Below are 25358 nucleotides of genomic sequence, written 5' to 3' on the forward strand. Positions count from 1 at the left end.
ATTTAATCGTCAAACCTGATCAAGTTTAGCTATTCCGTAAATCATTCAAATCGATTAAAATTAGTATAAAAACTAACAATTGTTAGTTTTTATACAATACCCACTGATAAGTAGAATCCGGAAAATTCAATTTGTAACTAGAAGTTTTGAGATGGGTCTTCAAATGCATGATATTCGATTGTTCGCGGATGCAATCGTACAACAGCGTATTGTGTATTTGCAGTGTTTCCGGAATTGTTGCCAATGGCAATTCAAAATAAGACCAGGTAGCTTCCTCCGATTTTTCATAACCTACAAAGTGCATAGGCAGGTTTTGTTTTTGCGCATAAATTTTAAAATGCTGGTTGATGTATAAGGCTACCATTGAATCTAATAAAGACGCGTTATCTTCTGCATAAAGGTTTATCGGTGTTTTAAAATGTGCGGATAGGCATTTTTCAAAATCATCCGTAAAAAGCCTGATGCTAAGTTCAAGAGATTGGTTCTTCGAATTGTGTTGAATTTCAGCAAGCCCAACATAAAAGGGATGCCGGAGTCCTGCAAAGAGCATTACCAGGATTACCAGGCCTGCTTTTAAAAAGCTGTTAACGAATAGGGTTTTATATTTTTGCATGACGTAAAAGTAGAAAGAATGGAGGATTTCGGACTTTGGTTCCATACTGGCTTCACACATATATTAGATCCCGCAGGCATTGATCATATCCTTTATATTATCGTCCTGGTCATTCCTTTTGCCTGGACGAACTGGAAATCATTGGTTTGGCTGATCACCGCATTTACGATAGGACATTCACTCACGCTGGCATTAAGCACTTTGGGATGGATCAATATGCCTTCTAGTTTTGTTGAATTCGCTATTGCAGCGACAATTTCCATTTCTTGTCTTTTAAATCTTTTATCAAAAGAACAAGATACCATCCGATTGACTTCCCGTTATGCACTTGCATCCATCTTTGGATGTATTCATGGATTAGGATTCTCTTATTTATTAAAATCCATGCTGGGAAGTTTTGATCGATTGCTTGCGCCTTTGTTTGCATTCAATACCGGACTAGAAGCCGGGCAATTGATTATTTTAATTATGATACTGATTATCAAGGGATTCATTCAATATTTCACGAATATTAGCAATCAAAAAATCACAACTACGACAAGTTTCGTAATTTTAATATTATCTTTGTATTACTTAATGGAACGCGTCAAAAGTCTAACTGCAGCATGAAAAAAATCGCCTCTCTATTTGTTATCATTTGCCTGATGATCAATGCATCGGTTGCGCAAAACATTCGCAATAATCCCACTTCCAATCACGGCAATCGTTTTGAACAACTGGGTACTATATTGTCGGATCCGAACAGCTACCGCACAGCTTCCGGTGCGCCGGGCCACGCATATTGGCAAATGAGAGCAGATTACGATATCGAAGCGCGTTTAGACGAAGCAAATTTGCATCTCTATGGATCAGAATGGGTGAGCTATTACAATAACTCCCCCGATGTGCTAAACTACATTTGGTTGCAATTGGATGAAAACGAACATCATCCTCAATCAAGTAACAACTATGCAGCATTAGACAGTAAAACGGGTAAAATGGTTACTGAAAGAAATTTGCTCGAACTCGATAGAAGGCCAAATTTGCAGGGCTTTGGAGTAAATATTGAAAGGGTGACAGATGCTAAAAAACAAACTTTAAAATATTTTATTCACGAAACCATGATGCGCATTGAATTGCCGATGCCATTGCGTCCCGGAGCTTCCTTTAAGTTTTACGTAAAATGGAATTACAAAATTCCGGATCGCTTAGACCATGGTGGCAGAGGTGGATATGAGTATTTTTCGGAAGATGGAAATCATTTATTCACCATGAGCCAATGGTTTCCCAGATTGTGTGTTTATTCCGATTTTCAGGGTTGGCAGCATAAACAGTTTACAGGTCGGGCGGAATTCGCATTACCTTTTGGAAATTATAAAGTTCGATTAACTGTACCTTCAGACCATGTCATTGCAGCAACAGGCGAATGCCAGAATTATAAAAATGTATTAAGTGTTGACCAATATTTGCGATGGCAGCAGGCCAAAAAATCTTCAGAAGTCATTGAAGTAGTCACCCTGGATGAAGCTAAAAAAGCTGAAGCTAAAAAATCTACTGAAGAAAAAACCTGGATATACCATGCAAAAGACGTAAGAGATTTTGCATGGGGTAGTTCACGAAAATTTGTTTGGGATGCGATGTCTGCAGAAGTGGAAGGAAAAAAAGTGATGTGTATGAGTTATTACGCCAAAGAGGCTTATGGACTATACAGAAAATACTCGACTAAAACCGTTGCGCATACCCTCCGGACTTATTCCAAATTTACAATACCTTACCCCTACCCCGTGGCTATTTCTGTTGAAGCTTCTAATGGTATGGAGTATCCCATGATTTGTTTCAATTTTGGAAGGACTGAAAAAGATGGAACCTACTCTGAAGGTTCTAAAAACGGAATGTTGGGAGTGATCATTCATGAAGTGGGTCATAATTTTTTTCCGATGATCATCAACAGTGATGAACGTCAATGGACCTGGATGGACGAAGGGATTAATACTTTTGTGCAAACGCTGACTCAGGAAGAATTCGATTTAAATTATCCTGCCGGACGAGGTGCAGCATCGAATATCGTCAGTTACATGAAATTGCAAAAGGATCAGCTGGAACCCATCATGACCAATAGTGAAAATCTCGTGCAATTTGGATCCAATGCTTACGCTAAAGCAGCTGCAGGATTAAATATTCTCAGAGAGACCATCATTGGAAGGGATCGCTTTGATAAAGCTTTTAAAGAATATTCAAAAAGATGGGCATTTAAGCATCCTACCCCGGCAGATTTTTTCAGATCCATGGAAGACGCCTCCGGAGAAGACCTCGATTGGTTTTGGCGCGCCTGGTTTTATGATATTGAACCTGTAGATATTTCTATCGACAGTGTATTTGTGCGACTCGCCAATCATTCAGCCCCCGAACGAGAAGTGAGTTATTATTGGCAGCAACCCGGCACAAATGAAACGATAACAAAGCACAGAAACCGAACTTCAGGGATGTCATTTCTGGTAGATAGAGATACTAGCTTAAGAGATTTTTATTATTACTATGAATCTCCACGGGCAACTCCAAAAATTTTATTTCACCAAAATCTTGCTCCTGCAGAATTACAAAAAGGCGGAGACAGCACTTATCTCTACGAATTACATTTCTCAAACAAGGGTGGAATGGTCATGCCCATTATACTCCGTTGGAATTATGAAGACAGCACTTTTGAAGATGAAAAACTAAGTGTCCAGATCTGGAGAAAAAATGAAAATAAAGTAATCAAAACTTTTATCAGATCTAAAAAAGTCAAATCCATCCAATTGGACCCATTATTAGAAACAGCAGATATTGATACAGATAACAATAGCTGGAATATGAATGAGGAGCCATCGCGATTTGAATTATTCAAATCATCCGAAAAAAGAAGGACCAGGAGGAGAACCGGCCCTGTAGATGTTCCAAATCCGATGCAACAAGAACAGAAAAAGCAATCAGGTAACTAACATTTGTTAGTTTTTTTTAAATATTGACATAATCGTTATAAAATTTCTTGGCCTTTAATGAATTAGAAAAGAAAGGAGTATGGAGGAATTTTATGAAACAACCAGGCCTTCTCATTTCAACTTAATACGCTGCGGATTCAGCTTTGCAATCAATCAGTGAAAATACCTGCCTCACTACTTTCAATTTTTTTTTACTGTTGTGGGTCAGGAGGGCGATACCAGCTTCCTGTCAAATAAATAACGCAATATTCCGTAACCCACGCCCGCTGAAATGAAGGAAGCCATTAGGATTGAAAGTTTTGAAATATTGATATAAGTTTCATTGGGAAAGGCCAGAATGGAAATAAAAATCGACATCGTAAAACCAATGCCAGCGAGAAACCCAACCCCCAATATATGTGCCCATTCAATATCGGGCAACTTCCTGGCTACTCCAGTTTGAACCGCAGCATAACAGAATAAAAAGATCCCCAATGGTTTTCCAATCACCAATCCAAAAATAATCCCCATTGATAAAGTGGAGGATAAAGCTGCAAAACTTTCGGAACTAATCACCAGGGCCGTGTTGGCTAATGCAAAAAGTGGAAGTATAAAGTAAGCCACAGGTTTATGCAGCAAATGTTGCAAAGTAAATGAAGGACAATGATCGTCATCCTTTTTAAAGGGAATGAGAAACGCTAAAATGACACCTGAAATCGTAGAATGGATACCGGCTTCATGGATTGCATACCACAGTGCGATTCCGGGCAGTATGTAATGCCACCATTTCATAAAACCCACTTTCCGCATGATCCACATGGTCGCGATCAATAAACCAGCGCCAGATAAATAAATTATACTTAGTCCGGAATTGTAAGCAAATGCAATAAGCAGTATTGCCCCCAAATCGTCAATGATCGCAAGCGCTGTAAGAAAAATCTTGATAGACAATGGGATTCTATTTCCTAGTAATGCCAAAATGGCCAATGAAAATGCAATATCTGTGGCCATAGGAATTCCGAAACCTGTAGCAAAATCAGTCCTTGCATTAAATAACATGTAAAGCGCCGCAGGAACCAACATACCACCCAATGCTGCAAATATGGGCAACATTGAATTTTTGATATCTCTCAATTCGCCTGCAAATAATTCGCGCTCGATTTCCAATCCTACCAGCAAAAAGAAAAGCGCCATCAAAGCATCATTGATCCAAAATAAAATTTGATGTCCAAAAATTTCTTTCTTGAATAGACCAAGATATGCCTCTCCAAAACCTGAGTTAGCTAAAATCAATGATACGGAAGTAGCCAATAGCAATAAAATTCCGGCTGTTTTTTCAGATTGGAAAAATTCTTTAAAAAGTTGACTCATCAAGTTTGTCATAGGGTTCGTAAGCTCGGTTAAAAATATTAAATTCTAGAATTTTGTTTCCAAAAGAAGCAGCCAAATCGCAGCAAACGGTAACTTGATTTTCAAATGCTTTGCCCATTTGGAATCAGTAGTTTCTTTGCTAAGCTTAATCATACACCTTAAGATTTCTTGACACTTTAAAATAAAACTGCTTCTTTTTATTTAAACTCTAAATTTTATAATCAAATTGTGTTCAAAGTACAAACTGCTTTCCTTTAGAAAAAAGATATAAAAGAGTAAGTGGAGTAAAGCTACAGCTCATTTTTATTGAATTATTTGGCAGGTATATCCAGATTATCAATAATGGCAGCATTTTTGCACTGAAATTCAATGTATGGACATTTTTGAGCGTTCAATTAAGCTGCACGAGGAACTGCGGGGTAAAATATCTGTCGAAAACAAATTGGACATCCAATCGGCTGATGATCTGTCCTTAGCGTATTCTCCCGGAGTTGCAGCACCCTGTGAAGAGATTTATGCCCACCCTGAAAAAGTTTATGATTATACGATTAAGGGAAATACGGTAGCGATCGTGAGTGATGGTTCTGCTGTATTGGGACTAGGCAATATTGGGCCACACGCAGCCATTCCTGTTATGGAAGGCAAAGCTATGTTGTTCAAGAGATTTGCAGGAATCAATGGTTTTCCAATTTGCCTGGCCACTCAGAAAACCGATGAACTCATCCAAATCATCCGAAATTTAGCCCCGGTTTTTGGCGGTATTAATCTGGAAGACATTTCTTCACCCAGGTGTTTCGAAGTTGAAGAAAGTTTACAGGATATAGGGATCCCTGTATTTCACGACGATCAACATGGCACTGCTATAGTCGTGTTGGCAGCTTTGATGAATTACTGTAAACTAACTGGTCGGAGGATGGAGGATCTAAGGATTGTGATCAATGGGGCCGGAGCCGCTGGCATTGCTATTGCTAGATATCTCGGACGTAAAGATCCAACGGCAATCAACCAGCACATTGTAAAAGAGATCATCATGTGCGACACCATGGGTATTATTCACCGCAGCCGAATCGGACTTCAAGGCATTAAACAGGAACTCATGGCCTACACGAATCCAAGAAATCTGTCGGGCACGGTAGAACATGCTCTGGTAGGTATGGATGTTTTTATTGGCGTAAGTAAAGCGAACCTGCTCAATCGAAAGCATATTCAGATCATGGCGAAGGATCCACTAATTCTTGCCCTTGCCAATCCTATTCCGGAAATTTTACCCGAAGAAGCGAAAGCAGGAGGAGCCTTTATCGTTTGTACCGGAAGATCCGATTTTCCCAACCAGGTCAATAATGTTCTGGCTTTTCCAGGTATCTTTCTGGGGGCTTTCCAAGTAAGAGCAAAAAAAATTACCCTCTCCATGAAATTTGCTGCGGCCTCTGCTATCGCTGCATCTGTTCCAAATCCGAGTCCGGATTGTATCATTCCTCCACCGCTTGATGAAACAGTAGCCCATAAGGTCGCTAAAGCTGTGGCAGATGCATATCGTGCAGTTTGAGCTCAAATATAATGCATCCAAGCTGCCTAAAACTCAAGCACTAAGACTGCAATGCTTATCTTTGATCTATGTCTTCCATTCCTGCTATAGAACATCTTTCCCTTGAATTCCTGGACCTAAAAGGGAGCTTCCAGAATTTATTGGATGCATATAGAAACGCTCCGTTTCCTTCCCTAAAGTACAGATTAAATGGACTTCAAAAACTGGAACAGGCATTATTGTCAAATCGAATGGCAATCCAAGAAGCCATCAATAAGGACTTTAAAAAACCTTTTGCAGAAACGGATGGCTCAGAACTTTTAACCTGCCTGGTTGAAATTCGAAAAGCCCGGAAAGAATTAAAATATTGGATGCAAAAAAAGCAAGTGAAGAATCCACTTGAAATGTTTGGCACGAAAAGCTTTTTATTGCACGAACCCAAAGGAGTTGTGTTGATTCTCTCACCTTGGAATTACCCCATCAACCTGAGTATCATTCCGCTGATTGCTGCCTGGGCGGCTGGAAATAAGATCGTTTTGAAACCCTCTGAATTTACAAAACATACATCTCAACTGATTGCAGAAATTATCGAATCCTGTTTTTCAAAAGATGAAGTAATGGTAGTGCAAGGAGATGCGCAGTGCGCTGAATCGCTACTTCTTCTTCCATTTCACCACATCTACTTTACAGGTTCGAAAGAAAAAGCAAAGAAACTCGTCAAATTGACCGCAGACAGATTGATACCAGTTACCCTTGAATTGGGTGGTAAATCTCCTGTCATCATTGATGAACATGTGGATTTGAAGCGTTACGTAAAAGATATTGCATTTGCAAAATGTCTGAACGCAGGGCAAACATGCATTGCCCCTGATTTTATATTACTTCCGGAAAAACTGAAAGATCCTTTCCTTCGCGAGTGGAATCTTGCCATTGAAAATTTTTATGGCGAACATGTTATTAGCAATGAAAATTATTGCGGAATCATTCATAAAAATCACTTTGATAAATTGTGCAAGATCGTGTACCAAAGTCTTGAACAGGGCGCGCAATTGGAAGGTAAATTTGAATACCATCAAGAAAGTTTAAAAATCAAGCCGGTGCTTTTATGGAACAGCGACTGGGGCCATGTATCAATGGAATCAGAACTCTTTGGTCCTATTCTTCCCATTCTATTTTATAAAGACAAGAAAGAGATCATTTCAAATTTAAACAAGATGTCCACTCCTCTAAGTTTATATCTGTTTAGTGAAAATAAATCCTGGTTGTCGGAAATGACCCAGCACATTAAATCAGGTGGTGTGACTTACAATAATTGTCTGCTCAATTATTGCAATTTCAATTTGCCCTTTGGGGGATTGCAAGAGAGTGGGACCGGTTCGAATCATGGTAGATATGGTTTTGAAAGTTTTTCACACCTTCGCGCAATAAGCGTACAAGGAAAATGGTTTAAATTACTCAGAAATTTTCACCCTCCTTACACCGATTCTAAAAAAAGAATCATGAATTTATTTATTAAATTAATTGGTAAAATATGATAAATATTCGCTGCTGTCTATTGTTATTGTTGTTTCCTTTCTTACTCATCGGACAGGATAAATTATTTACCCTGGAAGACATCTACGAGAAAGGAACTTTCTCAGCTAAAGGAGTGCCGCATTTTAGTTTTATGCAAGATGGTTTGCATTACTCGCGAATGACAGGAACTCAAATTTCAAAATACGCAATCGCAGATGGCAAAGAAGTTGAGATCTTGTTTGACGCATCATCTCAATCAAGCTTGAAAGGAAAGTTAGAATCGTATAGTTTTAACCGGGATGAAACTAAATTGTTGCTAGCTACCGGGTCTGAATCCATATACAGGTATTCTTTCGTTGCAGAATATTTCGTTTACGACAGAGTAACTAAAAAATTGGATCGGATTTTTCCAAAAGGAAAAATAAAATATCCTTCTTTTGATCCAACCGGCACAAAAGTGGCTTTTGTATTTGAAAACAATTTATACTATCAGGATTTAAATGATCAAAAAATAATACAAATTACCAAAGATGGAGTCATCAACAAAATTATCAACGGTGCATCCGACTGGGTTTATGAAGAAGAATTCACGCTGACAAAAGCCTATGAATGGTCTCCATCGGGAGATCAGATTGCTTTTATTCGATTCGATGAAAGCCGGGTCAAGGAATTTACGCTGGAATATTATAGAAATGAAGTGTATCCCGAAAAATATACTTTTAAATATCCTAAAGTTGGCGAAGACAATGCTATACTGACCGTTTGGAATTATCATTTGAAAAAGAAAAAGGCCAAGCCACTCAATATAGGTCCCAGAGAAGATGACTATTTACCCAGAATGTTATGGACGCTGGATAATAATGAGCTTTGTGTGAGCTGGATGAACCGCGATCAAAATCACTTGAAATTGATTCTTATAAATACAAAAGCGAATACCTCCAGGATTTTATTAGAAGAAAAAAGCAAATATTATATTGATGTACAAGATCATTTAAAGTTTCTAGAAAATCAAAAATTTTTATGGTCCAGTGGAATGGATGGCTACAAGCATTTGTATTTATACAATATGAATGGAACTTTAGACAAACAGTTGACCTCCGGAAATGAAGAGATGAGCGAGTTTTACGGCTTTAATGATGACAAAACCAAGATATTATGTCAGTTTGCAGTAAATTCCGGACTTGAAAGACAAGTTAGACTAGTCGATGTACGAACGGGTGTTAGTTTACCAATAGGATCAACAACCGGTTATCAAAGTGTACAAGCCAGCCCGGGATTAAAGTATCTGGTATTGTCCTCATCAAATATTAAATCGCCAACACAATACACCATTATTGATAGCCAGGGAAATAAAGTTCGCGATCTGGAACTCAATTTGACATTGGCCACTAAAATGAAAGATTACAAATTATCTGAAGTTGAATTGACAAAGATTCCGAATAGCAGTGGTACATTGATGAATGCGGCCATTATCAAACCCAAAGATTTTGTTCTGGGAAAAAAATATCCGGTATTTATGTTTTTATATGGCGGTCCCGGTAGTCAGCAAGTCATGAATCGATGGAATTCTTTTGGATATTATTGGTGGTTGCAAATGCTTGCTCAAAAAGATTATATAATTTGTGTGGTTGATAACCGCGGTACTGGAGGAAGAGGAGAAGAATTTAAAAAAATGACCTATTTGCAATTGGGAAAATATGAAACAGAGGATCAAATAGATGCAGCAAAATATCTCGGAAAACTTGATTTCGTAGATGCCGGTCGCATAGGAATCTTTGGTTGGAGTTATGGCGGCTATATGTCTAGTCTGTGTTTATTGAAAGGTAATGATGTATTTAAATCTGCTATTGCAGTAGCACCCGTGACCAACTGGAAATGGTATGATTCCATTTATACAGAAAGATATATGCGACGCACCAAAGACAATGCCAAAGGTTATGAAGAAAATTCACCGGTGAATTTTGCAGATCGACTCAAAGGAAATTATTTGTTAGTGCATGGTATGGCAGATGATAATGTACATTTTCAGAATACTATTGAGATGGCAGATGCATTGATTAAAAATCGCAAACAGTTTGAAACTTATTATTATCCGAATAAAAATCACGGCATCGGAGGATTGCATGCCCGCATGCATCTCTTCACAAAGATGACAGATTTTGTTTTGAATAAAATTTAATGTGCAGATGATGAGAATGCTAATTTTAATGTGCGCTATTGGGATGTTTTGGGTTCAATGCAAACCTGCAATAACCATCATCAATCCTAAACCCATAGAGATTGAATGGATCACCGGTATTTGGAAACACAAAGACAAGGAATTCTATGAGAAATGGGTGAAGATCTCAGATTCCGAATATACAGGTGTTGCATATGATCTCAATATGGGCTATGCCAGCGTCCATGAATATATGAGAATTTACAAACAGGGAAAAGAGGAGTGGTATTTCGAAGCAAAAGTAAAAGAGAACGACTTTAAACCCGTTTTGTTTAAGTGGATTCCAGACCCTGTAATCGAATTAAAATTTATCAACGAATTGCACGATTATCCCCAGATCGTGATGTATAAAAGAGAAGCATTCGATGTAATGACCGGTTCCATTTCAAATTTAAAAGGAGATCAAGTCCATCATTCAGATTATATGAGATTTGCCGTGAAGTGAGTAAGCTAGAAATAATAAATAGAAAAGCAGCGCATCTTTATCACTTTTATCAATCCTTTGAAGCAGGAATGGTATTAAGTGGGAGTGAAGTAAAATCTATAAAAGGAGGCAATGCGAATTTAAGTGATGCCTATTGCATTGTGGAGCATGGTGAAGTCAAGCTCAAGAATATGCACATTTCAGAATACAAACAAAGCCAGGAAACAGATTATAATCCTAAAAGAGAGCGCAAATTATTGCTCAATAAAACAGAGATTCGTAAAATTGAACGTAAGATATCCGAAAAAGGATTTACCCTCATCCCCTATAAAATCTATTTGAATGATCGTGGATTCATTAAAATTGAGCTCATTGTAGCTTCAGGAAAAAAATCCTTCGATAAAAGAGAATCCATTCGTGAAAAAGACGAAAAAAGAGATTTGGAGAGAAATCTCAAAAATCGGGATTAGCTTATCCCAATTAAATGAACATAAGCGGCGAATCCATATTTAAAATTGCGCGGGTCACAGCGGGAGAATGAAAATTATTAGTTAAAAGCCAAGTAAGGCCGTTACGCGATTCCAAAATTGGCATAGAGGGCAGAGCTTTCACTAAAGACTTAATGATCATAAGCCGCTGCTGATATCTGGAGCAAAGGGTCTCAGGAATTATTGAATCAGTTGGATCCAGTCAAAATTGGGCAAGATTTTCACCCAATTTACTTGAGATCCAAGGCTAAATTTTGGGTCAAGTAAAATATCTGGGGAGTCAAATTTCTAAGCAAATAATTTTTTGTCTGATGTGTGATAACCGCTAAAACACTACTATCCATATAAAAATTAAATATTTGATTATTATCAGACTTTTTTGCTCGAGTATTCAATTAATAATAAAAATTAATTAATAATTTTTGTTAAAAAGCTTTGAATAGTGCATAAAAGCCAAATATTTTTAAATAATTTTGTGCTGTCATAATTATACAAAAATCAAATTTTAGCTATGTCAACCAACCGGAGTGCTGCCATGAACCTGTTTTTATCCAGACCTAAAAATCCTAAGGAAAGAGAAAACAAAAAGATTTCAAGTTATTACGCCGACAATGTCTTTACCGACAGTAAGATGAAATCATATCTTTCACATGAAGCCTACAAAGCCTATCAACAGGGGATTGAAAACGGACAAAAGATATCCCGCGATTTGGCAGATCAGATCGCAGCAGCTTTGAAATCATGGGCCATGGAAAACGGTACCACACATTATACTCATTGGTTTCAACCACTCACAGGTAGTACGGCAGAAAAGCATGACTCCTTTTTTACCATCAATGCGGCAGGAACGGCTCTTGAGCGATTTGATGGCGATGCACTCGTGCAGCAGGAACCCGATGCTTCTTCATTTCCAAGTGGCGGACTCCGTGCAACTTTTGAAGCCCGCGGTTACTCAGCATGGGACCCCTTATCACCTGCATTTATCATGGACATTGCTGGTTCTAAAACACTTTGCATTCCTACCGTATTTATATCCTATACCGGGGAAGCTCTTGACCATAAGGCACCCTTGCTGCGCTCTATAGAAGCACTCGACAAAGCTGCTACTGGAGTTGCCCGTTACTTCGATCGATTTGTAAATAAGGTGACAGCCACACTGGGTTGGGAGCAGGAATACTTTCTTATCGACAAGGCCATGTATTATGCACGTCCAGACCTCATGGCCGGAGGAAGAACTATTTTTGGAAGAAGCCCTGCCAAAGGACAACAGCTCGAAGATCATTATTTTGGAGCCATTCCGGAACGCGTTTATGCATTTATGGTGGATCTGGAAATGGAGTGCCACAAACTTGGCATTCCGGTACGCACGCGGCACAATGAAGTAGCGCCCAGCCAGTTTGAATGTGCTCCGATGTTTGAAACCTGCAATATTGCGGTCGATCACAACCAGCTTTTGATGGACCTCATGGATCGCGTGGCGCGCAGACACCATTTGATTGTGCTGTTCCATGAAAAACCATTCGCAGGCATTAATGGATCCGGAAAACACAACAACTGGTCTATGAGTACTGACACGGGTACCAACTTATTGGGACCCGGAAAAACACCTCGCAACAACCTATTATTTCTTACCTTTTTTGTAAATACGATCAAAGCGGTCCACGATCATGCGGACCTGCTCAGGGCTAGTATTGCCGCTGAGAGTAACGACTACAGATTGGGAGCCAACGAAGCCCCACCTGCGATTATATCAGTATTTATTGGCAACTACCTCACCCAAGTTTTGGAAGCCATTGAGAAAAGAGTGGATCACGATTTGAAAGAAGAAGAAGAGCAAGATCTTAAACTCGATATCCACAAAATGATCCCGGATGTTTTGCTTGACAATACAGACCGCAATAGAACTTCACCTTTTGCATTTACTGGAAATAAATTTGAGTTTCGCGCGGTGGGATCCTCTGCTAATTGTGCAGACCCAATGATGGTACTCAATATGATCGTAGCCAATCAGCTCAACGACTTTAAAGAAAAAGTGGATCAGCATATCAATGCCGGTGAGAAAAAAGATTCAGCGATTCTCAAAGAATTAAGAGTTTGCATTACCTCTTGCAAAGGAATTCTTTTTGAAGGCGACAATTACAGCGAAGCATGGGCCAATGAAGCAGCCAAGAGAGGATTGCCAAATATCAAAACAACACCATTGGCATTGGATGCCTATGTCACTGCAAAAGCCAAAAAATTATTTGCAGACAGTCACATCCTCAACGAAAAAGAAATTGAAGCTCGCTACGAAATCTATCTCGAAAAATATATTAAAAAAGTGCAGATAGAAGCAAATCTGGCAGAGGAGCTTTGTATGAATCAAATCCTTCCGGCTTGTTTGCGTTACCAGACCGATATTTTGAACAACATCAAGTCAGCAACCGATGCAGGCCTGTCAGTTACGGCTGTCAAAACGCAGACGGAGTTGGCTCAGCTGATTGGAAAATGTATCGACGGGGTGTACCATAGCATTTCTAAGCTGAGGTCTGAGATGGATCATCATGGCAAACATACCAACACTCGTGATGAGGCTATTCACTATTGCGACAAAGTTAAACCGGTATTACAGCAAGTGCGCGAAAACGTGGATACACTGGAATTGTATGTAGAAGACAAATACTGGCCGCTGCCAAAGTACAGAGAGATTTTGTTTAACAGATAGATAAAGTGGAAAACTGTCTGAATCAGGATGAGCAGAATTTAGGAAGTTTCTGAATGCCAATTTTATAAGACATTTAGAGCTCTTCATTTTAACGAATATCATTATCGCCAAATAAAAATTTGCTGAACGAAATTTTCAAATAAGAGCTTTTGTTATTGGTATTGGGTGCAAATCCTTTAAGCTTCATGTTTTCGATGATGTAAGATCGTCAATACCGAGATCACAATGAATGGGAGTGTGGAAAGGATCATCTTAAAATTCAAATTCATGAGACCTATCAACAAAATTAATAACAACAGCAGTCCTAAGCCACCTATGCTGATATAAGTCAAAATTTTGTTGGGTGTTTTTTGAAAAAGTGTAAAAACCAGGATCAACTGCCCCATCATTGGCAAAATAGTTAAAGGGTGAAAGACTGAAGCCGGATTGGAAATAATTTTTGAAAATATTTCAGCTTCAGCTTGAAACAGAAATGAATGATTGTTACCACTCCATTCCAGATATCCAATGAGCGAGCTTAAAATGAGGAGGAAATTGAGAATTTTGCTTTTCATAGTTCTATGTTTAGATCATCAAATTTTGACCTTATTTATAAGTGCAATAGATGCCATATTTAAGTGATCACAATTAATAGTATTATCCTTTTGTAAAAATAGGAAATTACTTGTTCATTACAAGTGAAAATGTTGCATCCGAAAAAACTTGTGAAGTGCAAAATGCTGTAGTGTCTAAGTAGTGACGAAGAATAGGTGCCATTGCTCTATCCAAGCTGTGTACACGATATTTATTTTAATTTTTTCTCATCACATAATAATTGTCATACTCTTTACTTATCATGAAATCAAATCTTCTATATAATTCTAACGGGCCTTTGAAATTGCTTGCACAAGATAACTCCACTTTTTTTGGATAAGCTTCAACATAGTCATAGTCATTATTCAAACAGTTTACAATAATTTGTCCAAGCAACTTTTTTGCAATCCCGTGTCTCCTGTAATCGGGATGGATTAAGAAACAAACAACTGAACAAACCTTATCATCAGGATTGTCAATATAATCATAGTCTTTGAGCAATCTTTGATAATTTAATCTGTTGTTTGCATTACACCATCCGATTGGTTTCATATTTTCGAAGGCCAAATAACCTGTCATTTTATTCTCATTGATTAGATTGATTACCCCAGAACGGTTTGACTCACGAGTACAGGATTCAATATCTCCAATAAAATGATAATCGATGCAATAACAACTTGACCAATCAGGATTTTCTTTGAAAATCATATTGTCAAAGAAAAACAAATAATCGTCTATCAAATCTTTAGTTAATGGTCGTATTTCAATTTCCATATTTCTAATATCATATTTGGATGCCCCACAGCGCGACAGAGCTTAATGAAGTTTCGGTTTAGAATTTCGAGCTGTAAACCTGCTTCAAATTTTATTAAAAGCACAAATGAGTGATCAATAACTTCGCACACCATTTCTATTAACCCGATGTTATATATTGTGTTTCCATCATAACGGCTGATTGTTGGCAACCGTTATTTTAATTCGTCCAAGGTTCTTTGTCCTTAGCATTCATAATTATTTTCCCATCATAAATACATAATCCTTGCCAGCTTCCAAACCATACTTGTCCTTTGTTATCTTCGGTAATACTTTGTGTGACATTGGATGTTAAGCCATCTTCGGTTGTGAATTGTTTGAAATTATTACCATCATATCGGTAAACACCATAACCTTCTGCCGTAAACCAAATATTCCTTTGGCTATCTTCGTAAAGATTGTAAGTTTCATCACCTACAATAATTCCATCCTTTGTAAAATTTGTGTATGTTTTACCATCATATTTACTCACACCGCCATTAAAGGTACCAATCCAAATATTTCCATGTATGTCTTCCAAAATATCTGCAACGTTATTGTCGGTAAGTTCATTTTTAGCTGTTAAATGAATAAATTCTCCATTTTTATATTTAAAAATTCCATTTCCATCAGTAGCAAACCACATATTTCCATTTTTGTCTTCTATGATTTTAAAAACCAATTTGTCAGATAGCATAGGTTTTGCGTTTTCGGCTTTTGAAGCTGGCAATGAAAAAGGTATAAACATCTCACCATTAAATTGACTAACTCCTCCTGTTGCCCCGACCCAAATAAGCCCGTTTTTGTCAATGGTTAAACCCCAAATTTCAGCATTCACACCTGTCAGTCCTTCTTTGAATGAAAATGTTTTAAATTTTACACCATCATATTTTATAAGTCCTTCAGATGTTCCGAACCAAATATTACCTACGGTATCTTCTACAATTTCTAAAACCCTAAAATATGGGTGGATATCTTCAATTATCATTTTTTCAAGTATTCGTCCATCATAGCGTATAATTCCATCCCCATTTGTTCCAAACCAATAGTGCCCTTTTCTGTCTTGATGAATCGTCCTTACAAACTCTCTTACCATTCCATTTAAGTTGGTGTGAATTTGAGGAAATGTCGTGCTTTGATTTAAAATGAGTGGTTGGGTGTTTACTTCATTTTCTTTTAAATTAGTAACAGATTTTTCATTCACTTGTCCTGTACACGATGTTATTTGAATTGCCATAAGAACTAAAATTAAGTTCTTTGCATTTAATATCATCTTATCACTAATTTTTACCATAATGGCGGTTTTTATAATTGTTGATAACAGTTGTACTAACTCAATTTTTGATATATTCTAATAAGTACACATTCTGTTTTTTTCATGTTTCAAAATTAGAAAAATTAAAGAACTAAATCTGAAGAATAATATTTCAAACATCTCCCACCAAAACGGCTACGACATGGTTGAAACCAACGACATCCTTTGGCTGGAGGGGGAGATCAATTATACGAAGATACATCTCCGGTCGATGCGGAATGTGACGGTGGCCAAGACCCTGCGCATTTTTGAGGATTCCTTAGACCCCCAGAAATTCTTCAGGATCAGCCGCAGCGCCATAGTCAACATCGACCACATTACCCGGCTCAACCGCAATAATGCCCTTTCGATCACCCTGACCGATAATTCAACTATCGCAGTATCGGAGGCTCGGAAAGAGGACTTTTTGACACTTTATAAGAAGATTTAAGGGATACCCGGTTTTGTACAGCAATTTTCCGTATTTTTCATTGCTAATTAAGGGAAGCTTTTAAAATTAGTACTACTTTGTTTGTTCCAGACCGGTGTAAAATTCGAATATCGGATAATAAAAATACTATTTTACTGAAAAATGTTTATATTCGTTTGCTAAACACCTTAATGATGAACACTAAATCTCCATTCCTAAAAGAAAATGGGGCCTTGGCTGATATGCCCAATTTATATTTTTTAAGAGTGCAAAATCTGCTATTGGTTTTTCTATTCCTTGGAATGAATACCGGCGTTGCCAAATCAATTCATCTTAGAAATCCCTTACATAAAATTGTTGCTGAACGGCCGGTTATCCGCATTGAAGTTGGAAACTGCACGCCTGCAGTTCGGGATTCGCTCAGCCAGCTCTGTTTTGGATCTTTAAGTATAAAAGCTTCGGCTACAGATGATGATACTCCGGAAGATGATCTTAATTTTGAGTATAAAATTGATTTATATAATGATGGAGTCGGTGCTTATAATGGCTACGATTGTTGGGTGGGAAAGGTTTCTAAAAATCAATTAAAAGCTGGCATGGATCCTTCAAACGATTTTAACATCTATACAACGAACAGAAATTATCCTTTTGATGCCAGTGGCCGATATCCTGTAGGTATCCATAAAATTTGTTGGTTTGTTGAAGATACTTCTGGTTTGTCCACGACGCTCTGCGAGCTTTTTGAAATCAAGGATTGCCAGGCGCCCACACCGTATATCATCTCAGGCCTCTTCAATGTTCAAATGAAAACAAATGGGTGCATCGGTGTATTCGCAAAGGATTTAAACCTGGGAAGCCAAGATAACTGCACTACTGATAAAAACCTAAGGTATTATTTTAATGGCGATCAAATGCTGACAGAACTTATTGTTTGTTGTGATGATTTTGTAGCTGCAGGTGCAAATAATGAATTAATTGTTGAAGTACAGCTATGGGTAGAAGATGAAGAAGGAAATTCAGATCATGCAAAAACAGAAATATTAGTCACAGACCCCTTAGGAATATGTGGAGGACATTTCGGTGGAAAGATTATGGGAGAAGTATATAGTATATTCGAAAGAAAAGATACAATTTCTTCAAAAAATGTTATCGTCGAATTGCTAACAAATAATACATTGAAAAAATTTCAATTGGTAAATGATGGAAATTATCAATTCGGTGACCTTCCATCTGCCAATTACACATTAAGAGCAAGTAAAGATGATGATCCCAATGCTTTTGTTTCCATTTGCGATATGGTAGCCATTAATAAACATAGTTTAGGTATTAAAAGCTTCGACAATAGTTTTCAAACTATCCTCGCCGATGTAAATAATTCGCAAACAATCACCGCAGCAGATGTTAGAGAAATAAGAAATTTGATCTTAAGAGAAATAGATAAATTTCCCAAAATGCCGGCATGGCTGGTATTTCCGGTAATTGATTCAATACCCAGAATTCCCAATTTAAGTATAGAGCTTGACTTGAAGTCTTTTGAAAAAAAAATCGTTGATTTCAGAGCTTATAAGTTAGGCGATGTAAACGATTTAGTAAGTTCAGATACTGCTATAATAATAATCCCGGAACCAAAGGATAGCCTAGTATTTGTGATTCAAAATAAGCAAATCAGAAAAGGCGAAAAAATGAAGGTCGATTTTTATTCCAATAACTTCAATTATATTGAAGGATATCAATTTACAATGAAGTTTAATCGGGCTGCATTAAAATTTGATAGTATTCTAAATAACTCTGGAATCACTTTAACTGATCCAATCTTTGGCTTGCGATATGCGGATATGGGTTATATCACTACCTGTTGGATGGACCTGGCCTCAGGACCTCGAAGTGCAATGCCCGATGATATTCTATTTACCATCGCCTTTGAAGCATTGGAAGATGGTGCGCTTTGTGATTTCATTCGAATCAATGGTGATCTAACACCGGAACAAGTGTGTAAAGATAGTGCTCTTGTTTTGCACAATATCGTTCTGGATGCTTGCGATGTTATCATCAATACGCAAGAAAAGACCTCTGATTTGGTGACCATATTCCCAAATCCAATCAGAAATGAAATCCATTTTCAATTTTCTGAGTCCCTTCGCTTCCCACTGGAAATTGAATTCATTTCCTCAAATGGAAAGATCATAGCCCATAAAAATATAAGACAGTTTACAAGCCATTGGATATGTGAAACAGAATCACTTGCTCCGGGAGTGTATATTCTTAATATAAGAGATGATCGCCGGCAGTTTGTCAGGAAAGTCATGCTTGCGCATTAGAATTGTGGAACTTGTTCAGGTTGTAAATATTCAACAAAATGTTTACCAAACATAATTTAAATTCAAGGTGGATTTTATAGAACTTCAAATGTTCAACCCTAAAAAACACAGGCTATGAAATGCGGAGGAAAAATGTCTTCGTTGTTCTGCCATTTTCTCTAAATTTACTGTGACTAAAATGATTTTTTATATGAGTCCAGTTTTTTTGTCAAAGCGTTGTTACCGGTTCGGGCTTTTTTTATTTTCTTTCTCTTCAATAACGCCGTATTAAATTTCATATTTTAACGGCAGTTACCATTGGCTCAGTTTCATAGATTGTAAATGAAATAACTTTATTTTCCTTTACTTCAAATAATATTTTTACTGAGGGTGCACCTGTTGGAGCAAAAGTGTTTTCGCTTATTTTAAGCAATATCTTACTTTCCATTCCTTTTCGATGAATACGGATATAATCAGGAGCAGTTATTGATGATTCTATCATAAAAATATCAGTTTCACCAGCGCCAAATTTATAATTTCATAAAAAAATTATTTTATCATTTTCCGTCATTTCAATACTATCGGCAAGTACATTGGAATTTCCTAACTTTTCCAAATAATTTGCAACTTTTTGCACATTTGCTTTGTCCTTGCTGGTAATGTCTTTATTAGCTAATCGAGTTTGCACATGCTTCCATAAAGTAATGCCGTGTGGTCCCCGATGACTCTGAATTCCGGGAAAAATTTTGATTAGTTCTTTTACACTGCTTAACATACCCAACATGGCAAATGTGAAAATATCTGGTTTGGCAACATGGCTTATAAGGAATTCTGCAATATCTCGTCTGCCAGTATGTGAGCATGCACCAATTGCCGTCTCAAAATCGCCAAATCCCCAATCCCATGTAGCGTTTGCTAACTCTGGTCTTTTAGTTACAAGTTTTTTTACTTTTTCAAAATCAAAATGAGAAGCGTTAACAATAGCGTAAGTTAATTCCTCGTCTATTGCTGGATATCGGTTATTAATTATTTTATTATCCGCATTGAAAGTGTTTTGAGTTTGACCAAACAAATTTTCGCTTAATGCCAAACCAAATAAACCTATTGATGCTTTTTGAATGAATTGGCGTCTGTTGTTTTCTGATTTATTTGCCATATATCATAGATTTATTTATTTACTAAGTTGGATAATTTTATTATTGCTCTTTGTTATTGTTGTGTTCATTTAGAGCTTTGATTTTGTTATTGTATTGTCATAGCCTGAAGGCTGACACGTGTCAGGCATAGACGCTGCTCCGCCAAACCTTGGCAGCCAAGGTTGATAAATTGCCTTTATATTACCGGAAAAAATTAAAAGAGGATGACTAAAGATGCTTGGCGGAGTAGAGTTTATGCCATGTTATAGGCGGTGCCATTTCATTGCGAAGAAGCGAGTATTCTATCAGACAGTAACTTTTTTTCTTTTTGTTGTTACTACGGATCGTTTTTTTACTATCCGTTTTTGAGAATGTGATTTTTTGTAAGTACGAATATATTCGCTTATGGCAGTTTCTTCTTCTTTGGTTAGGGGTCTGCTTTTGATTATTAGGTCAATTCCGACCGGTTCTTTAATGTGTCCCATTTTATTAACTTTTAAAATACTTATTTAATAGTTGATTAGCAGCTTCAGTGTGAATTATCATTAGATGATTTCCGAAATGGTAAGCGCCTAATGTTTTTTCGTAATGTTTAATAAGTTTTGTTTTTGCTGTGAAGGAAATAAATCCGTCAAAACCATTTTGAAATGAAACCTTACATGCAAATGCAACAAGATTTCCTGACACTCCTTCATAAAGTTTATTTCGACCAAGATTAAAAGGAGCACTTTCAATCAATTCAATATAAATATGGTCAGGCTTCATGGTAAAGCTCAATAGGCCTTGAATAATAGTTGAATTATTTAATATTGTCAACTTATAAACCTCTCTTGAATTGTTTGCAAGTTCTTGCTTCCAGTTAAAGTTCCAGCCATTTTTCTTAGTTATTTGTTTAAGGTCGGTTGTTATTAAGCGGCTAACCTCAGTTGCAAAACTATCTCCGGAAATAGTATTTTGAATAGAATTAGTTAGTTTATCTATTACAAAATCGAGCTGTATTTTTCTCTCTTTTTTCACTATTCAAAGATACAAAAAATTGACGAAATAGATTCATTAAAAATTGAAATTAGCTTGGCGTATTGAGTAATTGTTAGCATCGCCTATAACGTTTTGCAGCTACAAGAAGTTGGCGATTTTTACCACAAATGTTCATACGAAGAACTAATGTTAGTTGAACCACAAAACTGTCATACGAAGCACTGAACCGCCAAATTCTTGTAGCTGCTGTTATGCGTTCGTATTTTTTACCAAGGGCCATTTTGTGTAATATTGATAAATCTGTCATTCTCATAACGATATGCTCCTCCAAACCCCACAAACCAAAGTCGATTTTGCTGGTCTTCGTAAATTTGAAAAGTCAGCGGACCATAGTTTCCTTCTTCTATTCGATATTCAGTGAGTTTCTCACCACTTAATCTGTATATACTACGAGAGCAATTAAACCAAGTATCACCCTTAGAATCTACAATTAAACTGCCTGTTCCTTTACTTTCTTCAAAATGCATTTCTGAAATATTGGTAAAGCTATTCCCTTTGAGATGAAAAAGTCCTTTTGAAGACGAAACCCAGAATCCACCTTTTTTGTCTTCAACTATTTTGCTAACAAAATTGGTTGGAAAACCCACTGCGCCAGAAATATTTTTTAACTTTTTATTTGTATATGAAAATAGACCTGCATTAGTACTGAACCAGATTGTACCCTTACTATCTTCAAGAATACTATGAACCATTTTTGTACTTGATATAGCAAGTGTTGTATCTTTTTTCCCTTCGGGCAGTTCGAATTTAGTGAACCCTTGTCCATCAAATATGCAAACCCCTTCTATTGTTCCAATCCAAACATTCCCATTGACATCCGTCTCTATGCACCATGTACTATTGCTTACTAACCCATCTGATTCGTAATAATTGGTCACAGATGTACCATCAATACTGCTAATGCCAGCATGATGCGCAAACCAAATTCTTCCATCTTTATCTTCTGCAATGTCTTCTATGGTGACACCTTTTCCTGATTCACTTTTAAAACCATCAATATGAATTAATGAATCGCCAGATAGTTTAAACGCACCATTTTGAGTGCCAAACCAAATATTGCCCTTACTGTCTTGTAATATAGCAGGTATAACGCCACTTATCTGCTTGTTAGATTGGTCGATTTCAAAATTCGAATCAGTGGGTATTGGTTTCTTTTCTTTTATTATGTTTTGTTTATCACCATTATTCGCTTGCCCATTGCAAGATGTTATAGTAATAAAAAGCGCAATTCCTGTAAATAATTTTATTCCGTTAAATGTTGTTTTCTCTTTTTTCATTGGAATCTTTTTTTATATAACACATAATGTGTCGATATTGACGTCGTGCCGCATTCAGCGGTCACCATGCAAAAGCTTAGATAAATATTCTCTGCCGAGCGTGAAAGAATATATTTCATGTGGCGTGGCGGCAATACAATGTTATGCTCTGGCCATTTTATTCAGTTAGCATTAGTTTTTTCTTATTGATCTCAACACTAAAATTAACTTTAGCATGTAACGCTTTAAATACCTTTAACACAGTTGCAAATCTTGCATCTGTTGCTGAGTTTTCGATTTTGGAAATTTGTGCCTTTTGCACTCCAACAAGTTCACCTAACTGCTCTTGTGTTAAATTCTTTTCAAGCCTAGCTTGTCTAATTGCTTGGCCTAATAAATCTATTCGTAATTCTTGTTCAAATTGGTCACGTTTAGGTGTTCCTCTTTTCCCAATGTATTTATTCGTTAAATCATCTAAACTATAGGTTTTCATATTTTCTTGATTTAAAATATTCAATTCTTAACTTTTCCGCCTTTTCAATTTCTTTCTTAGGCGTTTTGTTTGATTTTTTGATAATTCCGTGAGTTGCGATCACCGCTCTGTTTTGAGTTTTATCCCAAAATGCAAATAGCCTATAGGTCAGACTATTGTATGTTGTTCTAAATTCCCAGATTTCACCAGAAAGCTTTTTAAACAATTCATCGTCATTCTTGATGCGAGATTTCCAAATGTTGTAGATGATCTTATCCCTTGACTTCTCATCCAATTTATCCAGAAATTCCTTAACACCCTCAAGAAATTTGACTGAAAATCTAGGTTTAAGGTCCATTTAGTGCAAAGATACTTGTTTCCTAATTAAGAAACTATTATTTTTTCACTTTTTTAATGGTCGAGCATAACGTTTTACAGCTACAAAAAGTTGGCGATTTCGAAGCACTAAACTGTCTGCAACCACTGAACTTGATACGAAGCACAAAGCTTCATGTAACCACTGAACCGCCAATTTCTTGTAGGTGCTGTTAGTGGCTGCTATTCTTTCGGTCGTCATGGCTTAAATTTTTCAAATGTGTTTCCATTAAACTTAAATGTCCCGTTTTCAGGTGTTCCAAGCCACAAATTGCCTTGATTGTCCTTATACATAGAAATTAAATTCACATCATTAGAACCGTTTTTTACTAAATAACTCGTAATGTCTTTTCCGTTATATTTATATACACCTTGACTCCAAGTTGTCAACCAAATATTTCCCTTGTTGTCTTCTACAATGTGGGAAAAATAAACGTATTTATCCCCATCAAATACTTTTTCGTTTCCTATACCTTCCGTTTTTCTATATTGAAGTCTGTCGCTTTTTGTTGTCTTTTCAAAATCGAAAATATACTCGTGCCAAGTGTTACAAAGCCAAAAACTGCCTTTTTTGTCTTCAAAAATTGAACGAATACCAAAAGTGCCGCCATTAGGTACATAGGTCAAATCGTATTCGTACATCCATTTTACTGTTTCTCCATCAAAACGACAGGCTCCAAAAACGGAAGTGCCAAACCATATTGCACCTTTTCTGTCTTTATAAATGGAATACACTTCGTAAGGACTAAAAAACGAATTGACAACTCGTGGATAAATTTCATCGTGAAGATAGTGTTTGGGAAACTCCAGATTATATAATTTATTTCCATCATAGCGATAAGCACCTTCATTCTTTTTACCCAATATATAGAACCACAAATCATTGGGTTCTAATTTCCATTCTTTGCTTTTGATTGGTTGCAAAGTAGTAAATGTCTTTCCGTCAAACTTGTTGATACCATCGAAAGTTGAAATAAAAATATTCCCAAATTTGTCCTCTTGAATTTGTCTTATAGTGTCGTTTGCAAGTCCATCTTTTGTTGTGAAATTGACTATCGTTTTTCCATCATAACGATACACTCCTTCGCCATTACTACTAAACCAGTAATTGTTTTTTGTGTCTTGAAAAATATACCATAAATGTTTGCCAAGTTCATTTACAGTGTCACCAGATGCAATATGTTTGTTTGAATTGTCCGCGTTTGATGCGTTGTTTTTTGTCTGTCCATTGCAAGATGTCAAAATGGTCAGAATGCTAAAAAATAAGAATGTTTTTAATTTCATTGTCTGTCTGTTCACGGTTTGCACTGTCGTCATAGAGTTGCCACTAACAGTTGTACTTACACAATATTTCATATATTCTAAAAAGTACACATTCTGTTTTTTCATGTTTCAAAATTAAAAAATTTTAAAGAACTAAATCTGAAGAATAAAATATCAAACATCTGCCAACAAAACGGATACGACATGGTTGAGACCAACGACATCCTGTAGTTTGAGGCGGAGATCAATTAAACTACGATACATCTTAGATCGAAGCGGAATGTGACAGTGGCCAAGACGCTTCGTATTTTTTGGGATTATTTAGGCCCGCAGATGTTCTTCAGGATCAGCCGCAGTATCATCGTCAATATCGACCACATTCACCAGCTCAACCGCAACCATGCCCCTTCGATCACCCTGACCGATCATTCAACCACAGCCGTATCGGCGGCACGGTGATAGGATCTTTTGACGCTTAATAAGTAGAATTAATGAATAACAGGTTTTGTGCAGCAATATTCTATATTTTAAATGGCTACTTTTTTTGGGGAAACTTTCAGGGGCTAAGACAATAAGTGTTTTTTCATATCGGGACAAGCAAAAACTACCAACTATCATCTAACAACCAACAACTAACA

At 37.0% G+C, this 25358-nt stretch carries 24 protein-coding genes; 11 read left to right on the forward strand and 13 right to left on the reverse strand.

The window, feature by feature from the left end:
- Positions 1-82 precede the first annotated feature (82 nt).
- Positions 83-613, reverse strand: coding sequence for a hypothetical protein (locus IPM92_12155; protein ID MBK9109085.1), 531 nt, complete (start codon positions 611-613; stop codon positions 83-85).
- Here IPM92_12155 and IPM92_12160 point away from each other — a divergent pair.
- Positions 608-1222: a HupE/UreJ family protein gene (locus IPM92_12160; GenBank protein MBK9109086.1), complete on the forward strand. Its 615-nt coding sequence runs from the start codon at positions 608-610 to the stop codon at positions 1220-1222. The two genes, IPM92_12155 and IPM92_12160, sit on opposite strands and share 6 nt — an antisense overlap.
- Positions 1219-3570 (forward strand): M1 family metallopeptidase, encoded by a 2352-nt coding sequence (locus IPM92_12165; GenBank protein ID MBK9109087.1) that lies wholly within the window; start codon positions 1219-1221, stop codon positions 3568-3570. The genes IPM92_12160 and IPM92_12165 overlap by 4 nt, the downstream gene beginning before the upstream one ends.
- A gap of 204 nt (positions 3571-3774) precedes the next feature.
- Here the strand turns inward: IPM92_12165 and nhaA are convergent, their stop codons facing one another.
- Positions 3775-4932: a Na+/H+ antiporter NhaA gene (gene nhaA, locus IPM92_12170; GenBank protein ID MBK9109088.1), complete on the reverse strand. Its 1158-nt coding sequence runs from the start codon at positions 4930-4932 to the stop codon at positions 3775-3777.
- A 361-nt stretch (positions 4933-5293) separates the two neighbouring features.
- Between nhaA and IPM92_12175 the strand changes: the two genes are divergently transcribed.
- From IPM92_12175 to IPM92_12200, 6 genes are all read left to right on the forward strand, one after another.
- Positions 5294-6466: an NADP-dependent malic enzyme gene (locus IPM92_12175; GenBank protein ID MBK9109089.1), complete on the forward strand. Its 1173-nt coding sequence runs from the start codon at positions 5294-5296 to the stop codon at positions 6464-6466.
- 68 nt (positions 6467-6534) lie between these two features.
- Complete coding sequence (locus IPM92_12180; GenBank protein ID MBK9109090.1) at positions 6535-7980, forward strand: aldehyde dehydrogenase family protein; 1446 nt, start codon at positions 6535-6537, stop codon at positions 7978-7980.
- Positions 7977-10139: a S9 family peptidase gene (locus tag IPM92_12185; GenBank protein MBK9109091.1), complete on the forward strand. Its 2163-nt coding sequence runs from the start codon at positions 7977-7979 to the stop codon at positions 10137-10139. The genes IPM92_12180 and IPM92_12185 overlap by 4 nt, the downstream gene beginning before the upstream one ends.
- Positions 10140-10146: 7 nt before the next feature.
- Positions 10147-10623, forward strand: a complete 477-nt coding sequence (locus IPM92_12190; protein ID MBK9109092.1) for a hypothetical protein — start codon at positions 10147-10149, stop codon at positions 10621-10623.
- On the forward strand, positions 10608-11072 hold the full coding sequence (gene smpB, locus IPM92_12195; GenBank protein MBK9109093.1) for an SsrA-binding protein SmpB: 465 nt from the start codon (positions 10608-10610) through the stop codon (positions 11070-11072). The genes IPM92_12190 and smpB overlap by 16 nt, the downstream gene beginning before the upstream one ends.
- 529 nt (positions 11073-11601) lie before the next feature.
- On the forward strand, positions 11602-13794 hold the full coding sequence (locus IPM92_12200; protein MBK9109094.1) for a glutamine synthetase III: 2193 nt from the start codon (positions 11602-11604) through the stop codon (positions 13792-13794).
- A gap of 176 nt (positions 13795-13970) precedes the next feature.
- On the opposite strand, the gene IPM92_12205 is transcribed toward IPM92_12200, so the two are convergent.
- From IPM92_12205 to IPM92_12215, 3 genes are all read right to left on the reverse strand, one after another.
- The gene (locus IPM92_12205; protein ID MBK9109095.1) at positions 13971-14348 is read right to left on the reverse strand and encodes a hypothetical protein; all 378 of its coding nucleotides are present in this window, start codon (positions 14346-14348) and stop codon (positions 13971-13973) included.
- A gap of 235 nt (positions 14349-14583) precedes the next feature.
- The gene (locus tag IPM92_12210; protein ID MBK9109096.1) at positions 14584-15141 is read right to left on the reverse strand and encodes a GNAT family N-acetyltransferase; all 558 of its coding nucleotides are present in this window, start codon (positions 15139-15141) and stop codon (positions 14584-14586) included.
- A gap of 199 nt (positions 15142-15340) precedes the next feature.
- A complete protein-coding gene (locus tag IPM92_12215) occupies positions 15341-16396 on the reverse strand; it encodes a hypothetical protein (protein ID MBK9109097.1) in 1056 nt (351 codons plus the stop codon).
- Positions 16397-16616: 220 nt separating this feature from the next.
- Here IPM92_12215 and IPM92_12220 point away from each other — a divergent pair, with 220 nt between their 5' ends.
- Together IPM92_12220 and IPM92_12225 are read left to right on the forward strand one after the other, a co-directional pair.
- A complete protein-coding gene (locus IPM92_12220) occupies positions 16617-16904 on the forward strand; it encodes a LytTR family transcriptional regulator (GenBank protein ID MBK9109098.1) in 288 nt (95 codons plus the stop codon).
- A gap of 173 nt (positions 16905-17077) precedes the next feature.
- Positions 17078-19201, forward strand: coding sequence for a T9SS type A sorting domain-containing protein (locus tag IPM92_12225; protein ID MBK9109099.1), 2124 nt, complete (start codon positions 17078-17080; stop codon positions 19199-19201).
- A gap of 274 nt (positions 19202-19475) precedes the next feature.
- Here IPM92_12225 and IPM92_12230 read toward each other — a convergent pair whose 3' ends face one another.
- The 8 genes from IPM92_12230 to IPM92_12265 all read right to left on the reverse strand — a co-directional run bounded on the left by IPM92_12230 (position 19476) and on the right by IPM92_12265 (position 24846).
- Positions 19476-19682, reverse strand: a complete 207-nt coding sequence (locus IPM92_12230; protein MBK9109100.1) for a hypothetical protein — start codon at positions 19680-19682, stop codon at positions 19476-19478.
- Between the two features lie 36 nt (positions 19683-19718).
- Entirely contained in the window at positions 19719-20336 is a 618-nt protein-coding gene (locus tag IPM92_12235) for a hypothetical protein (GenBank protein MBK9109101.1), read from the reverse strand.
- Positions 20337-20805: 469 nt separating this feature from the next.
- Complete coding sequence (locus IPM92_12240; GenBank protein ID MBK9109102.1) at positions 20806-21333, reverse strand: hypothetical protein; 528 nt, start codon at positions 21331-21333, stop codon at positions 20806-20808.
- Between the two features lie 227 nt (positions 21334-21560).
- Positions 21561-22631 (reverse strand): hypothetical protein, encoded by a 1071-nt coding sequence (locus IPM92_12245; GenBank protein MBK9109103.1) that lies wholly within the window; start codon positions 22629-22631, stop codon positions 21561-21563.
- Positions 22632-22788: 157 nt separating this feature from the next.
- Entirely contained in the window at positions 22789-23103 is a 315-nt protein-coding gene (locus IPM92_12250; protein MBK9109104.1) for a helix-turn-helix transcriptional regulator, read from the reverse strand.
- Positions 23090-23440, reverse strand: a complete 351-nt coding sequence (locus IPM92_12255) for a type II toxin-antitoxin system RelE/ParE family toxin (GenBank protein ID MBK9109105.1) — start codon at positions 23438-23440, stop codon at positions 23090-23092. Before IPM92_12255 ends, IPM92_12250 begins: the two co-directional genes overlap by 14 nt.
- 45 nt (positions 23441-23485) lie before the next feature.
- Positions 23486-23659, reverse strand: a complete 174-nt coding sequence (locus IPM92_12260) for a hypothetical protein (GenBank protein MBK9109106.1) — start codon at positions 23657-23659, stop codon at positions 23486-23488.
- Positions 23656-24846, reverse strand: a complete 1191-nt coding sequence (locus tag IPM92_12265; protein ID MBK9109107.1) for a hypothetical protein — start codon at positions 24844-24846, stop codon at positions 23656-23658. Before IPM92_12265 ends, IPM92_12260 begins: the two co-directional genes overlap by 4 nt.
- Positions 24847-25002: 156 nt before the next feature.
- Here IPM92_12265 and IPM92_12270 point away from each other — a divergent pair, with 156 nt between their 5' ends.
- Entirely contained in the window at positions 25003-25179 is a 177-nt protein-coding gene (locus IPM92_12270; protein MBK9109108.1) for a LytTR family transcriptional regulator, read from the forward strand.
- The last annotated feature ends 179 nt before the right edge of the window (positions 25180-25358 follow it).

The organism is Saprospiraceae bacterium (genome assembly GCA_016719615.1).
Lineage (GTDB): Bacteria > Bacteroidota > Bacteroidia > Chitinophagales > Saprospiraceae > Vicinibacter.

Bases quoted from the DNA above. Each gene is read 5' to 3' on its own strand.
- IPM92_12215 (MBK9109097.1), bottom strand. From the start codon at position 16,396: ATGGCAATTCAAATAACATCGTGTACAGGACAAGTGAATGAAAAATCT.
- IPM92_12220 (MBK9109098.1), top strand. From the start codon at position 16,617: ATGGTTGAAACCAACGACATCCTTTGGCTGGAGGGGGAGATCAATTAT.
- IPM92_12190 (MBK9109092.1), top strand. From the start codon at position 10,147: ATGATGAGAATGCTAATTTTAATGTGCGCTATTGGGATGTTTTGGGTT.
- IPM92_12225 (MBK9109099.1), top strand. From the start codon at position 17,078: ATGAACACTAAATCTCCATTCCTAAAAGAAAATGGGGCCTTGGCTGAT.
- IPM92_12235 (MBK9109101.1), bottom strand. From the start codon at position 20,336: ATGGCAAATAAATCAGAAAACAACAGACGCCAATTCATTCAAAAAGCA.
- IPM92_12200 (MBK9109094.1), top strand. From the start codon at position 11,602: ATGTCAACCAACCGGAGTGCTGCCATGAACCTGTTTTTATCCAGACCT.
- IPM92_12155 (MBK9109085.1), bottom strand. From the start codon at position 613: ATGCAAAAATATAAAACCCTATTCGTTAACAGCTTTTTAAAAGCAGGC.
- IPM92_12180 (MBK9109090.1), top strand. From the start codon at position 6,535: ATGTCTTCCATTCCTGCTATAGAACATCTTTCCCTTGAATTCCTGGAC.
- IPM92_12245 (MBK9109103.1), bottom strand. From the start codon at position 22,631: ATGAAAAAAGAGAAAACAACATTTAACGGAATAAAATTATTTACAGGA.
- IPM92_12185 (MBK9109091.1), top strand. From the start codon at position 7,977: ATGATAAATATTCGCTGCTGTCTATTGTTATTGTTGTTTCCTTTCTTA.
- IPM92_12175 (MBK9109089.1), top strand. From the start codon at position 5,294: ATGGACATTTTTGAGCGTTCAATTAAGCTGCACGAGGAACTGCGGGGT.
- nhaA (MBK9109088.1), bottom strand. From the start codon at position 4,932: ATGACAAACTTGATGAGTCAACTTTTTAAAGAATTTTTCCAATCTGAA.
- IPM92_12260 (MBK9109106.1), bottom strand. From the start codon at position 23,659: ATGACGACCGAAAGAATAGCAGCCACTAACAGCACCTACAAGAAATTG.
- IPM92_12265 (MBK9109107.1), bottom strand. From the start codon at position 24,846: ATGAAAAAACAGAATGTGTACTTTTTAGAATATATGAAATATTGTGTA.
- IPM92_12250 (MBK9109104.1), bottom strand. From the start codon at position 23,103: ATGAAAACCTATAGTTTAGATGATTTAACGAATAAATACATTGGGAAA.
- IPM92_12210 (MBK9109096.1), bottom strand. From the start codon at position 15,141: ATGGAAATTGAAATACGACCATTAACTAAAGATTTGATAGACGATTAT.
- IPM92_12165 (MBK9109087.1), top strand. From the start codon at position 1,219: ATGAAAAAAATCGCCTCTCTATTTGTTATCATTTGCCTGATGATCAAT.
- IPM92_12205 (MBK9109095.1), bottom strand. From the start codon at position 14,348: ATGAAAAGCAAAATTCTCAATTTCCTCCTCATTTTAAGCTCGCTCATT.
- IPM92_12230 (MBK9109100.1), bottom strand. From the start codon at position 19,682: ATGATAGAATCATCAATAACTGCTCCTGATTATATCCGTATTCATCGA.
- IPM92_12255 (MBK9109105.1), bottom strand. From the start codon at position 23,440: ATGGACCTTAAACCTAGATTTTCAGTCAAATTTCTTGAGGGTGTTAAG.